The following is a 14533-nucleotide window of genomic DNA, read 5'->3' on the forward strand; positions in this document are numbered from 1 at the left end:
CCTGCTTAAATTAGGCATCCGCTTGGGCTACCTCAGATTCAATTTTTGGAGGCATCAATTTATAGACCACGGGTGTAACGATACGTGATAATAATGTCGAGCTGATCAGGCCTCCTATCATTACGATAGCCAAAGGTGAAATGAGCGGATTGCTTGACCATGCAATCGGAGTTAGTCCACCTATCGCCGTGAGTGTTGTTAAAATGATAGGTAAAAATCGAATCTCTCCTGCTTTCTCAATCGCTTCGTTCAGCTCCATTCCTTCTCGGCGTAATTGGTTTGTAAAATCAACCAGCAATATCGTATTTTTCACTTCTATTCCTGCTAGAGCTATGATGCCAATAGTTGCTACAAAAGAAAGGGAATTACCCGTTACCAGCAAAGCCAATACCGCACCAACAATACCTAAAGGGATAACTGAAAGAACAATCAAGGTACTTTTAAACGTTTTAAACTCCAGTACCAGCACGGCAATAAACAGGAATACAGTAATGATAATCACTGTTGCGAAACCACCAAAAGACTCCTGTCTGCTTTCTACTTCCCCTCCCATCTCATAATGATATCCTTCGGGTAATTCGTTGGCATCCATTTTTGTGATCACATCGTTAATCACCCGATCATTTAAATACCCTTTTTGCACAAATGCATTCACCGAAACGGTCCGGATTTTATTGATATGGTTAATACTCACTGGAGATGATTCAAAGTCGAGCGCAGCCAATTGCTTAAGAGGAACAGCCATTCCTTCCACATTATTTACATATAGATTATCGAAAACAGCTAAATCAGCATGTGCTTTCCTCGGAACACTTAAACGGATTCGATAATCGTCATCATCCAACTCGGGGTTGGTATACGTTGCAAGATCAACACCGGCAATAGCCATCCGCACTGTACGGTCAATCGCTACACTCGGCACCCCTAAACTCAACGCTTTTTCTTTATCGATAGTTAAGCGGATATCTGTCTTGTAATTCTTCACCGGGTTATTTACATAAATGGTACCTGCAGTTTCTTTCAACAGTGTCTCTGCTGTTGCGGCCAAAGAACGTAAAGTATCTAGGTTTTCACCAAACAAACGTATTTCTACAGGAGAGATAATGGGTACGCCTTGCTCAAAATCTTTCACTTCCACTTTAGCTCCGAGATAAGGCGTCCAACGCCTACGCAGATCTTCTATAATTTCCGATTTCCGATCGGATCTAATATCAGGGTGCAACTGCACAAAAATTTCCGCGAAATCACTGCGTTGATTCTGCTGCGGAACGTTATAATAAATCCGAGGATTACCTTTGCCGACATTGGTGGTATAATACTTCACTTCCGGGATCGCCGATAGCTCGGCTTCAATGTTTCGGGTTACACTATCGGTGTAAAAAATATTTGCCTGCTGGGGCGCCGATATATCAATTAGGAATTGAGGTTTCTCTGATGCAGGAAATAAACTAAACCCTATTACCGGCAGTAAGCCCAATGATCCTCCGAAAATAATTACGGCAATCAGTATGGTTAACCAAGGTTTCTTTAGCGCTTTATCGAGTAACACGGCATATGTACTATGAATTACACGTTGAAAAGTACGCAATACCACATTCCCTTCCGGGTGCTCATGAGCCTTTAATATCCTGCTGGATAGAAACGGAACCACCGTTAATGCTATCAGCATAGATGCCACCACTGTACTGATAACGGCCACGGGTAAGCTCCGAATAAAATCGCCCGAAGCTTCCGGCATGAACATCAAAGGCATAAACGCGATACATAAGGTTGCTGTACACCCCACAACAGCCATAGCTATTTGCTGCGTACCTTTAATGGCTGCTTCTAACCTGGTGTGCCCTTCCCTTAACCACCGTTCGATATTTTCTACTACCACTATGCTATCATCAACGAGGAGTCCAAGGGCTACAACGAAACCCACTATACTCAACTGGTTTAAACTATAGCCAAAGGCATTTAATAAAATCAACCCAATGGAAAGCGATAAAGGAATAGCGATCATAACCACAATAGAAGCTCGATTGCCTAACGGGAGCAAGGTAATCAACACCAGCGATACGGCAATCAGAAAATCAATACCTAAACCACTTAACCGGTGATTAACATTTTCTGCCTGGTCAAAATGTAATATCAAATCAATATTTTTCGGTAAGCCTTGCTTAAATTTATCGATGGCAGGCAGATATGCTTCTTGCGTTTTACTGATATTCTCGCCTGTTTTTTGTGCGGCATTAATCAGCAGACTACGATATCCGTTCAGGCGGGTGATATGATCGTCGGGAGCAAAATCAGTATACACATCCGCCACGTCCCGCAAGAGTACATTTTTACCGGCACTACTAAAAACAATCGTATTTTTTATCTGCTCGATGCTTTGGTAATTTCCACTAGTTTTAACACTGAATGACTTTCCTCCGGCTAGCACACTTCCCCCAGGAATATTACTGGCCTCACTCTGTATCGCGTCCATGACCGTACTCATGGGAATATGCATTTGCGACAAACGGTCTTGCTTCACGTCCACGCGAACCAACTGCTCGGGCAAACCGCTTATCTTGACCTCTTTCAACGAAGGAATCTTTTCCAGTTCATCCTGTAAATTTTCTGCTGCCTTTTTTAGTGCCTTACGGGACGCGTTTTGTGAGATAAGAGCCAGCTGTAATACGTTGACACCGCTAGGTTCTACTTTCTGTATATCAATTGAATAAATATCCTGTGGTAACTGTGGCCTTAGCGCGCTGATTTCACGCACAAGTTCTTGATATTTATCGTCGTAATCACTCTCAAACTGATATTCAACAGTTAACACGGCTAAACCATTCAAGATATTAGTCTTGATACGCTTGATGTTATCCAGACCATATATTGTTGTTTCCAGCGGCTTAACCACCAGCTCTTCCATATCCTTAGGACTAGTTCCCGGATACACCACTACCACCGGGAACATCGGGGTACGCATTTCCGGGTCTTCTGCTCTTGGCATGCTGAGCATGGTACTGACACCAACAACGATTACCATAACCACCATAATCAAGGTGAATTGATAATTCTTTATTGCGTATGATGAGATATTCATATCATTAACCTCTTTAACTGTTTACTTATGCTGTAACTTCAGTGAATTTATTCTACCACGCGAATTGGCGATCCATCTGTTAAATATGCACTCCCTGAAACGATAACTGCTTCAGCTTGCTCCAATCCTGCGGATACCAACACCATCTCTTGCTGCACTTCATCCACTTTCACTTGTACTTTTTTAGCAGTTTTCCCATCTTCAGTTATGAAAACATAGGCAGCCCCGGCATCACCATCCAATACAGCATCGTAAGGAATATGCCATACCTTCCGTTCATTTCTAGGTTTGATCGTGGCGTGGGCAAACATTCCTGATCCTATCTTATGTGCCTTATCGCCAGCAAGCTTTAGCATGACTGTAAAGGTACCTGAGGCAGGGTCAATACCTTCCGACTTCTTATGAATGTAGGCAGGGATCTCTTCTCCCAAAATCTCGGAAGCGATCAAAGCAGAATCGCCCAGCTTCACGAGCGACCACTGCTGGTCGCTGAGTCCAACTTTTAGCTGCCAATCGTTGCCGTTCGTTGTATTAACCTGCAATACAGGCGTTCCTGGTCCAACAACCTGACCATCATTAGCCAAACGATTTAACACAAAACCAGAAGCCGCGGCCCTGATTTCCGTCTGATTCTGGTTGAAGTTTGCCGATCGCATCTGTTCTTTTGCAATCTGAAGTGCGGTTTCGGCATTTTGCAATTGTTCAAGTGTGGCCACACTATCACGGTAAAGCCGTGTTGCCCGTTGGTAATCCCGTAACGCTTTTTCTTCTGACAACTTCGCCTGCGCTAAACCAGCAGCAATCTCTGTTGGATCCAGCGACGCCAACAACTGACCACTTTTTATAGCGTCTCCTTCCTTTACATACACGCTCCGGATAACGCCGCCATTTTTAAAGGATAAAACCGTTTCTTTGTCGGTGGTAAATACGCCGGAAGTTTTTATATTCTGACCAGATACTCCCTGGGCAAGCGAAAGCAATTGTACAGGAATAGTATCTTCCCCGACCGTATTACTCGATCTTTTTTCTGAGCTACCACATGACCATATCATCGATAGCAATAGCAAAGCTAGGTAACTTAACTTATTCATTTTCTGTTTCTTTAAGAGGATATGTCGCATATTCCCGCTCCAATTCAGCGGCAGCAAGCAGCACATTGTACTTGTTAACTTCAGTAGATAAACGGGCACTTGTGAGTTGATTGCGCGCATCAATAGTTTCGATATAGGTATTCGTGCCAGCTTGGTAACCTTTGTCGATCAGCCTTTGATAAGACGCCGCAGCTTCCAATTGTTTTAAAGAGGAGCGGTAAGTACTCCATGCCGCTTCCAGGTTATTTCTGGCCACACCCGAACTCACGGTGAGCTGCCGTGTTATATGTGCTTTATTCAACACCGCTTCTTCCAGCTCAAGCATAGATTGCTTTACCTTCGTACGGTTGCGGTTACCGCTATATATAGGCAAATCAAACTGTAGGCCCAGCATGAGATATCGCGACTGATTATTGAACCGAAGCTCTTCTGCTTGCGAACCCACATCCAAAAAGCCATTCATTTTCGGGATGGTAAATTTCCGGTTCATTTTCACCATGTTTTCATTGATATCGATTACTTCCTGCAATGATTTCAACTCTTCTCTACCCGTAATGCCGCCCCCCTCCCTGAGCATACTCGAAGCCATCAATAAAGAATGCGCTACATCTTTCAACGTATCAATCGATGATTCTCCATCACGGTTCAATAATGCGTTAAAATATAACCGGGCATTCTCCCTTTGCTGCTCAGCCTGGGTAACCTGTGCCTCCACCTGTTCGATTTCACTTTCCGATCGTAAAACATAAGCGTGTAGGCCTTGCCCATTTGCCAATAGTCGCTCATTCACCCTTCTCGACTCTTTTGCCAAGGATAGTGCCGATTGATAGATCGATACCGCTTGCTGGGCATTCAAATAATTAAAATAAGCAGACTTGATATCCTTTACCAATTCCCGTTCATAGGTCTGCACCTCAAATTCCTGCAAAGTCACCTGTTGCTCATTGATCCGCTTATTGTAAATAATATCCGTGTTAATGATGGGGACGGTGGTACGAATCCGTGCGTCATAATAATTTGTAGGCAGGAAGTTTATCGACTGGTTTTCCAGCATAGGGAACTGCGACGAACCTGTCAACTGATTGAGCGTGGCATACACCGGATTAAGAAGATCACCCAAAGGCAGCGCGATATTACGTCCACCTGTTGCCGTACTATAGTTCGCTTGAAAAGCAACACTTGGCTGATACATGCTTTTAGCCGCTTGCAATGCCAATAACGCTTTATCCAACGAAATATTCTTCTGTTTTAACACCAGATTGTTTTTCATGCCTTCTGCTATATAAACATCTAAGACATTGGTTTGCGCTACTGTATTACCCGGTATTCCCAGCAGCACAAACCACATTAAAATAAACAGTGTTTTCATTATTAACAGTGTTATTTGTTTATCAAAAAAATTACTTTAACTGCTCTAAAAGATGAACAAAACCTTCAAAAGTTTTCTCCGTCACTTGCTCGACATCAACTATGTCAACCAAATGATGTCTTATCACATGATCCATATGACCATGCAAACTTAAGGTGCAGAGGCCATGCATGGTTGACCAAACCAACATGGAAAAAACATTTACCTGCTGCTGCTTAAAAAAGCCCCGTTCTTTGCAACCTTCAATAGTTCGTACCAATACGTTAAATGCGTCGATTCCGTCATCCCATTCTTCATCTGCTCCGCAAACGTCATCAAAATATGTTAATGGCTCCTTCATAACGAACATCAGCTCATAAAACTCGTTGTTTTCCAAAGCAAACTGCATATAGGTACGCCCCATGGCCTTTAAACGTTCAAAAGGATCATCTACATTCGATAGCGCCGTAAATCGTGTTCTCAACAGTTTAAACCCCTCCTTTTGCAACGCATACATAATGTCTTTTTTATCTTTATAATAGAGGTAAATAGTGGTTGGACTGAACTCGATCTCCGATGCTATCTTTCTTATAGAAGTCGCTTCATAACCATGCTTCAAGAACAACACTTTTGCCGCATCTAAAATCCGCTGCTTTAAGTCTTCCTTATGCCGTTCTTTACGTTCTTTTATTCCCATTACTATTATACAATATATTTACACAGCAAACATACTTAACACTGTTAATATTTACAAACATTTATTTATTTATTTTCACAAAAACACTTCAGCAGTGTGTAAACATTGTTACAGCAATACGTCCAAAATAACTCTTAAATGTTTTACCTTCGCACTGATTATAGGTTTATAAAATGCAAATTATACCTTGTCTTTTGAGGGGTCGATTTTTTTTGCATTTATCAGGAAAAACATTGATTTTAGGCGCATCAACCAAAATATCATTCGATTGTATAACACTAACAAAAATCATATGAAGTATTATTCTCCATTATTGTATTGCGGGCTAGCATTTGTAATATTTCAAGGCTGTTCGCAATCGCAACAAGACACCACATTGAGCAATACGCCTGAGAAATTGATCGATCCGGCAAATATGGATACCTCTTATAAGCCTGGCGACGATTTTTTCCACTATGCAAATGGCGTGTGGCTCAAAAACAATCCGGTTCCTGCAAAAGAGACCCGCTGGGGGAGTTTTAATCAGTTACGCGATTTTAATGCAAAAGCTGTAAAAAGCATACTGGAGGAAGCATCGGCGAAAGAGAACGCTGAAGTTGGTAGCGCAGATCAACGTGTAGGTGATTTCTTTCGCAGCGCAATGGATAGTACACATATTGACGAGCTTGGTAGCGAACCGATCAAAGACGACCTCACCCGCGTGAGCAGTATAGAAGATATTGCCGGGATAGTTAAAGAAATCGCCTTTCAACGTACAGAAGGTATTGGTAACCCCTTATATGGGTTCTACGTATATCAGGATGACAAAAACACTTCCGCCAATATCGCACAATTTGCGCAGGGTGGATTGACATTGCCTGATCGCGACTACTATTTGGTAAATAATACCCGTAACCGTGACATCAAACAAGCTTATGAAAGCTACGCTCAAACGTTGTTTACATTAGCAGGCTTTTCAGATACGGAAGCCGTGGCTAAATTCGAGCAAATATGGGGTATCGAGGAATCTTTGGCCAAAGCGCAGTGGAGTCGGGAAGAAATGCGCGATCCGCACAAAACATATAACAAATTAACCTTAACTGCGCTGGAAAAAGAAGCGCCTCAATTTAATTGGAAGGAGACATTCAGCGCATTGAAAATAACCGGTGAAGACAGTGTTCTGGTCAACAATCCTGATTTTTTTAAAGATGCTTCCCAATTACTGGCTCAAAAAGAAGTTAGCGAGTGGAAGACTTATCTTCAATGGAACATATTAAAAAATGCATCATCTGTACTCAGCACACCCTTTGTCGACGCCAACTTTACTTTCAATCAAGCACTTAGTGGTCAAAAAGAGATGACACCTCGCTGGCAACGCAACTACGAGATTATTGACCGTAATATTGGAGATTTATTGGGACAATTATATGTAGCTAAATATTTCAAGCCAGAAGCTAAAGAGCGCATGGAAGAACTCGTAAAAAATCTTTCTGAAACTTTTGAAGAACGTATTCAGACGCTTGATTGGATGAGTGATGAAACTAAAGAACGTGCGTTGGAAAAATTGCATGCCTTTACCGCAAAAATAGGCTATACCGAGAAATGGAAAACCTACGATGAATTGGAAATTAAAGCAGACGATCTTTTTGGTAATATCCGGAGAGCTAAGCAATGGAATTACAATGATATGGTCAATCAACTTGGTAAACCAGTTGATAAAACGCGCTGGGGCATGACACCTCCAACCGTTAATGCTTACTATAATCCGGTTAACAATGAAATCGCATTTCCAGCAGGGATATTACAGTTCCCTTTCTTTGATTTTTCAGCCGATGATGCCGTCAATTATGGCGGAATCGGTGCGGTAATCGGTCATGAGGTAACACACGGGTTTGACGATCAGGGAAGGCAATACGCGGCCGATGGGAATTTAAGAGACTGGTGGACTAAGGAAGATGCAGATAATTTCAAGGAACGTGCAGACCAGGTGGTTGAACAATACAATGCATACACCGTATTAGATACGTTGCATGTAAAGGGCCGATTGACACTTGGCGAGAATTTAGCGGATTTAGGAGGATTAGCGATGGCATATGCTGCCTTCAAAAAAACACCTCAGGGACAGTCAGATGAAAAAATAGACGGCTTAACGCCTGATCAGCGTTTCTTTTTATCATGGGCACAGGTTTGGCGGATGAATGTAACTCCAGAAACAGCTGCTCAACTCATTACTGTTGACCCACATGCTCCAGCCGAAGCACGCACCATTGGCCCTTTGGTAAACATGGACGCCTGGTATAACGCCTTTGATATAAAACCTGGCGATAAACTTTACAAACCTGAAAACGAACGAATAAGAGTTTGGTAAGATCGTGCTATAATCGAAAAAAGAGATTGTATCTTTTTACTTTTGATACAATCTCTTTTTTATTTTTAACCGTATTCTCCTATCTACCGATATCTTCCAAATGCGCAGCGATCATACGCCAGTCGTAAAAATGAAAGGTCTTGTCAGTACTCATTGCTACAAAAATCCCTTTTGGAAACTGTGGTCCTAACGGAGTAGAGACGGCATCGGCGCCATCGGTTTCCATCGCTTTTACAGCAATTTCAGCCAACAGCGGATAGCTTCCTTGTTCCCCTCCATCTCGTGGATATACCATAAACGTTTGAGCCCCTTGGTTAGACACCAATATATAACCTGTTTTTGCCCCAGTTTTATAGATTGCAATTCCTTCATGATCGTCAGCGAAACCAGTCGCGGCAAAGATGGATAATTCTTCATCATTATCTGCATCAGGATCTGCTATATATTTTCTCACCCCTGTCTGCTCGTCCGAATAATAAACAAAACCCAACTCATTATCCACGGCAATAGCCTCAATCTCCTTTTTTCCACTATAATTACCAAACTTACGAACCAGCTTACCTTCAACGGCTCCGCTTTCATTGTCATGCAGCTTATACTGCCATAAATATTCCGTCCCGGGGCCAGACTTTCTGCCGACAATTGCAAATATAGCATGATCTGACGGTCTTGTATATAAGGCTATTCCCATGGGTGCCCGCTCCTCTTCCCCAGAAAACGTTTCTATTCCACCGTCATCAACCGCTACCAGATCGGGCAGGCGAAATATCCGCAAGCGATTTGTCTCCCGCTCGGTAAGTACGGCAATATCAATACGCGCTCCATTTAGCATAAAGCCATAAGCAACATCTACATTATTCGGACGTTTCAATCCTTCTACCTTTCTAATGATCTTGCCTTTGAGATCAAAGGCATATAACGCCCCATCACTATCCTTATCAGTCCCTAAAACCAAACTTTGAGCTGCATCCTCAGGGTCAATCCAAATTGCCGGATCGTCACTGTCGTGGTTGACCGGCTCGGTAACCACCGTCGGTAGCAGGGTATCTACCCTACCCTCAATAGCCCCCCTATCAGCAGTGCTATTTTGACTGCCCATATTACATGCTAACAACCCAATACTACTAAGCACCAGAAATGTACTATTAATAAAATTCATTTATTTAACTGTTATAATTTTTTACAAAATTGATAGCTAAGCCCTCGCAAAGCAAATTATTAACGTTACAATTCGTTAACATCTCCGATAGAAAAGGCAACATTTTGGCACTGTTTACCGAACACGGCATCATGATATTCCTTGAAGGAATGCCGTTAAGCTTTTTCCCTGTTCTAGACGTAGTTTCTTCCTTAATCGATACCGTGAAACCCGCAGGCTATCTGTAGAGATTCCTAAAAGCGCAGCGATATCTGGGGTACTCATATTTAGCTTTATGAGTGATACCAATCGAATCTCAGTGGAGGACAGATCTGGATTTATCTTTTGCAATTGCTGAAAAAAATCTTGATTGATCTCTTCAAATACCCTTCTGAAGTCCTCCCAGTGAACATCCTTATTGAAATTCTGATGAATCTTATTGAGTAGCCTACGCAGCTCCTTCTTATAGCTTCTTCCATCACTCTTAATCATTGCTGTGATGGACCATTTTACCTCCTCTAATAACTGATTTTTCTCAATGGCTTGAAGTGTATGTGACGTAATTTCCCGAGCTTTGCTTTCAAGTGTCTTCTTCATCTGCTCCTCTTTCAATTTTTTATTCATCAGGTCTGTCTCCATCAACTGCTGCTTTGTTTTCGATAAGGTCTTTTCTTTTTCCCTGATTTTACGCTCACTACGTATACGCTGGCGCTGGTTTCTGATAACGACGAAAGCAAGAGCAACCAATAATAAAGCCACCACACCCGATGCTATATACAAGATGGTAGCTATCCTTTTCTCTCTTCCCATTTCAGCTATCCGGGCATCTTTTCGATCGAGATCGTACAACACCTTTAATAGTGCTGCTTGATTTTTGCTATCCTCGGTGTAAATATTTAAGAAAAGAGCTCTGCTTTGTTCCAGGTAATGAAAGGTACTATCCGAATGCTTCAAAAAATAAAAGGTTTTCCCCAAATCCCGATAAGCGCTGCTCAACCTACTGTATGCGCTGATTTCCCTGGATAGTTTTGCTGCTTTGCGTGTATAAAGAAGCGCTTCCTGATATCTTCCGCTTTTTCTATGAATATCACCTATGTTATTATATGCATCTATCAGCATTGCTGTGTTGCCGTTGTGCTGAAATCTGGATAATGCCTTGGAAAAGTGAACATACGCCTGATCATATTCTTCTTTATCTTCGTAAATACTCCCCAGGTTTTCGTGAACAAAAGCAACACCATCTAAATCACCAATCGCTTCAAAAACCTTCATTGCTTCCTGCTGATAATAATAAGCACTATCGTAGTCAAATACTTTCTCATAGAGATGCCCGAAATTGGCGTAGGTATTGGCTATTCCTTTCTGATCTTTCTGCTTTCGATAGCTATCCAAAGCCTCCAGATAGGCCTGCTTAGCAGTCTCCTCCTGATTATTTATGAGCAGGCCCAAGCCCAGATCGTTTAAGTTGTCGGCCTTAAGGCGTTCGTTATTTTCTGATTGAAAGACGTCGTTGGCCTGCAGGTGATAATTAAGCGACTGCGCAAATAACCCCAACTGATAACAGATCTGTCCCATCCGTTGTAATGCCATACCCTGATTTAGCGGATCTTCATGAAGGATAGCGCGCTTGTACCGTTCATTTTCTTCCAAAAATAACGAGTCAGACGGTTGGAACGTATATCGTTCCAACCGGTCCCTAATATCGTCTGCCGCATTAAAATGTTGGGCCCGAAGGTTTCCAACTATCCAAAGCATCAGGGTACAACAGCTTAATACAACCTTAATCATATAAGCAAAAATAACAAGCAAAGGTTAAGTTATTGTTAATTAACACAGCGCTTTTTCATAACACCTTATCACCATGCTATAAATCAAATTTAACCCCCAAGTTATAACGTGGTCGATAAAATTCATTCTGCATTGGTCGGCTACTCACGCCCTGATAATACCTGAGCGACTGATTGGTTAGGTTATTTGCTTCGATAAATACACGGGTATATTTGCCAAATCTGTATGAAGCATTCGCGTCTAAGAAAAATTGCTTGTCGTAGTAAAAATCGAAGAAAGCTTCCGAACCTATCTCATCAATATAAGCCGCTGTATAGTTAGCTGAAATCCTTGCAGAAAAACGCTGATTTTCCCACGATAGAGAGCCATTAAACATATGAGGTGCTGTTTGAGGTAAAGTAATGTCATTTCGTGGATTCCCTTCATCATCTGATATACCTTCGGCAACTGATTTGGTGAAGGTATAATTGGCATAAATCCCAAAACTTTTTAAAAACTTGCCCGGGAGAAAATCCAGCTGCCGTTGGATGGCCACTTCGAAACCATACACATTAACCTGTTCTCCGTTACGATCCTGGATAAAACGCCAGGTTTCGCCTTCCGGAATTAAATTGATTGCACCGGGAAAGTCCTGCGCAAAATTTTCTGCTGTATAATTCCTATTACTATAGGTATAAATAAAATTTGACAGATTTTTATAGTATACACCTCCCGAAAGAATACCTACCGATTTGAAATATTTTTCCGCCATTAAATCAAAATTCCAAGCATAAGTAGCTTTCAGATTGGGGTTTCCTGCCATTACCTCGCTGTCGTCACCATCGGCAACAGACTGCACATAAGGTGCCAGGGAGTAATAATTTGGACGAGCCAACGATGTGGTTATTGCTGCCCGAAAAACAAGATCTTCCCGTGGTACATATTTAAATGCCAGACTTGGTAAAATATTCGTGTAATCATTTTCCAATGAACGTGTACCGGCAAGCTCCTCTTCATCTTCCACCACATTTCCGGTGTAGTCTACCTTAGTATGCTCTAAACGCCCTCCTACGATCATTGACCATTCGTTGTTGAAGTCTTGATCCCATCGCAGATACCCTGCGGTAATGCGCTCTTTGGCGCGGTAGTTAATAGCCAGAAACTCGGATGGATCGAGTTCTTTTTCAAACTGCGAAGCGTCTTGCAGTTGAAGCCCTCCAAGCAGGTATCTACTAGCAAACAGCCCGGGAGCATATTGATTCCCGGGTTCGAACCTTCCGATCCAATTCATCGTAGGTACTTCTCCTAACGTTTCCAATGAAGCATTCAATGGTGTGTATTCGTAAAATTCATTATTCCGTTTCTTATCTTTCAGGCGTAAACGCCCACCAAAGCGTAGGCGACCTTTTTGTCCGTCAATGACCGACAAAGGGATACGGAAATTTAACTTCGCACCGAATTCACTTTCATCGGTATAATCGTTATTTTCACTAATTGCATCCAACGTGCTTAGGCCTACATCCGGTCTGGAAAAAACCAAATCTATCGGCCGGTCATTAGTAGTAGGCACTTGCTCTACAGAAACCTCTCCTTCACCTTCGTAAGCTATATAACGCTCATTCGGACGCGATTCACTCGCTTTGGAATAGCTCAAGCCCCAGTCCATATCCAATGAAGTACCGAGCAAATGATCACCACCTACGGAGTAGTTCTGCACCCGTTGATCTTCCAATCGCGCATTTTTCACCCGGCCATTCCCAAGTCCTCCCTTGGTTTCTCTCGAAATTTTATCCAGCACAAAACCTCCGGCCACACCCGCATCTTCGTCGGCTAATTCAACATCTGTACGTACCCGGAACCTGTTTTCCCAATCATCCCGCCAATTGTACATCGCATTAGCGTATAAGCTATGGTTGTCGTCAATTTTGTAATCGAAAGCGCCAGCGATACTTCTTCGTACCCTTTGCACGTTATATCGCCTAACATCCTCTCTTGAAAGCCACGCATTGCCCTGATCGTCTTTCGACCATTCGCCTTCCAAACCTTCAGATCCTAATTGGTTATTATTATAAGAACCACTGATCACCATTCCAAACTTATTGTTCGCGAAGCGGTTTCCATAAACAAAGGCACCAGTATATATGGGCGTTTGATGCAAAGGATTATACCCTCCACCCAAGGTTGCGGAAATACGTTGTCCATTAGGTGATGCACGTGTAATCAGATTAACCGAACCACCAATAGCATCGGCATCCATATCGGGCGTTAAGGTTTTATTGACTTCAATGCTAGAAATCATATCCGAAGGGATCAAATCCATCTGCACGCGTCTGTTATCGCCTTCTGCCGAAGGGATACGATCGCCATTCAAGGTAACGGAATTCAACTCGGGCGACAGGCCTCTTACAATAATGTTACGCGCTTCTCCCTGGTCGTTCTGCATGGTGATACCCGGTACGCGCCGCAGCGCATCACCTATGTTCGCATCAGGAAAACGGCCTACTTGATCAGAAGATATAATATTGGTAATATTAGCCTTGTTTTTCTGTTGGTTAAGTGCCCTCGCCTGCCCCCTTAGCCGATCACCCATGATCACCACTTCGTCCATCGTTACGGAAGCGTCGTCCAAAGTAAAATCCATTGCGGTATTTTCCCCTGCGCGCACGGTAACCTGTTGCGTTTCCGGTTGGTAGCCCATGTAAATCACTTCTATCTCATAGTTACCAGCGGGAACGTTGAGAAACTCATAATTGCCTGTCTGGTCGGAAATAGTATATCGATTGCCCATGTTCAATCGAACGGTTGCTCCCGGGAGGGATGCTTTGCTCCCTTTTTCTAGGATCTTGCCAGAAATTACGCCGCTACTTTGTGCATGACAGATGACGGTCATTAGAAATAAGAATACGGAAGTAAATAATGTCTTCATCTTTTGTTTAAGTTGTTAAATACGGGATAATAATTTATCGCCACGAAGTTGAGTATTATGTAATGCCTCCAAAAAATAAGCACGTTACAAAAAGGAAACGGCAGTAAACAGACCGTTAACACAAAGGCAACACAGTCCAA

The 14533-nt window shown here is 42.5% G+C and carries 8 protein-coding genes; 1 reads left to right on the forward strand and 7 read right to left on the reverse strand.

Features of this window, described 5'->3' with window-relative positions; translation table 11 throughout:
• Positions 1–10: 10 nt before the first annotated feature.
• The 4 genes from H8S90_RS24680 to H8S90_RS24695 are packed head-to-tail and all read right to left on the reverse strand — an operon-like array spanning position 11 to position 6215.
• Complete coding sequence (locus H8S90_RS24680) at positions 11–3079, reverse strand: efflux RND transporter permease subunit (RefSeq protein WP_187340409.1); 3069 nt, start codon at positions 3077–3079, stop codon at positions 11–13.
• A gap of 47 nt (positions 3080–3126) precedes the next feature.
• Positions 3127–4170 carry an efflux RND transporter periplasmic adaptor subunit gene (locus H8S90_RS24685; protein WP_187340410.1) on the reverse strand — a complete coding sequence of 348 codons (1044 nt, stop codon included), beginning with the start codon at positions 4168–4170 and terminating at the stop codon, positions 3127–3129.
• Positions 4163–5539 carry a TolC family protein gene (locus tag H8S90_RS24690; protein WP_187340411.1) on the reverse strand — a complete coding sequence of 459 codons (1377 nt, stop codon included), beginning with the start codon at positions 5537–5539 and terminating at the stop codon, positions 4163–4165. The genes H8S90_RS24685 and H8S90_RS24690 overlap by 8 nt, the downstream gene beginning before the upstream one ends.
• A 31-nt stretch (positions 5540–5570) precedes the next feature.
• Entirely contained in the window at positions 5571–6215 is a 645-nt protein-coding gene (locus H8S90_RS24695) for a TetR/AcrR family transcriptional regulator (RefSeq protein ID WP_187340412.1), read from the reverse strand.
• A gap of 292 nt (positions 6216–6507) precedes the next feature.
• Here H8S90_RS24695 and H8S90_RS24700 point away from each other — a divergent pair, with 292 nt between their 5' ends.
• Complete coding sequence (locus H8S90_RS24700; RefSeq protein WP_187340413.1) at positions 6508–8562, forward strand: M13 family metallopeptidase; 2055 nt, start codon at positions 6508–6510, stop codon at positions 8560–8562.
• 79 nt (positions 8563–8641) lie between these two features.
• Here H8S90_RS24700 and H8S90_RS24705 read toward each other — a convergent pair whose 3' ends face one another.
• From H8S90_RS24705 to H8S90_RS24715, 3 genes are all read right to left on the reverse strand, one after another.
• A complete protein-coding gene (locus tag H8S90_RS24705) occupies positions 8642–9721 on the reverse strand; it encodes a phytase (protein WP_255501733.1) in 1080 nt (359 codons plus the stop codon).
• A gap of 129 nt (positions 9722–9850) precedes the next feature.
• Entirely contained in the window at positions 9851–11455 is a 1605-nt protein-coding gene (locus H8S90_RS24710; protein WP_187340414.1) for a tetratricopeptide repeat protein, read from the reverse strand.
• A 109-nt stretch (positions 11456–11564) separates the two neighbouring features.
• Positions 11565–14393 (reverse strand): TonB-dependent receptor, encoded by a 2829-nt coding sequence (locus H8S90_RS24715; RefSeq protein ID WP_187340415.1) that lies wholly within the window; start codon positions 14391–14393, stop codon positions 11565–11567.
• Between the last annotated feature and the right edge of the window lie 140 nt (positions 14394–14533).

Origin of the sequence: Olivibacter sp. SDN3, from assembly GCF_014334135.1 — a bacterium.
Taxonomy (GTDB): Bacteria; Bacteroidota; Bacteroidia; order Sphingobacteriales; family Sphingobacteriaceae; genus Olivibacter.

What these genes read in the sequence shown, in the direction of transcription:
- H8S90_RS24680 (WP_187340409.1), bottom strand. Translation starts at nt 3,079, where the DNA reads ATGAATATCTCATCATACGCAATAAAGAATTATCAATTCACCTTGATT.
- H8S90_RS24685 (WP_187340410.1), bottom strand. Translation starts at nt 4,170, where the DNA reads ATGAATAAGTTAAGTTACCTAGCTTTGCTATTGCTATCGATGATATGG.
- H8S90_RS24690 (WP_187340411.1), bottom strand. Translation starts at nt 5,539, where the DNA reads ATGAAAACACTGTTTATTTTAATGTGGTTTGTGCTGCTGGGAATACCG.
- H8S90_RS24695 (WP_187340412.1), bottom strand. Translation starts at nt 6,215, where the DNA reads ATGGGAATAAAAGAACGTAAAGAACGGCATAAGGAAGACTTAAAGCAG.
- H8S90_RS24700 (WP_187340413.1), top strand. Translation starts at nt 6,508, where the DNA reads ATGAAGTATTATTCTCCATTATTGTATTGCGGGCTAGCATTTGTAATA.
- H8S90_RS24705 (WP_255501733.1), bottom strand. Translation starts at nt 9,721, where the DNA reads ATGAATTTTATTAATAGTACATTTCTGGTGCTTAGTAGTATTGGGTTG.
- H8S90_RS24710 (WP_187340414.1), bottom strand. Translation starts at nt 11,455, where the DNA reads ATGCTTTGGATAGTTGGAAACCTTCGGGCCCAACATTTTAATGCGGCA.
- H8S90_RS24715 (WP_187340415.1), bottom strand. Translation starts at nt 14,393, where the DNA reads ATGAAGACATTATTTACTTCCGTATTCTTATTTCTAATGACCGTCATC.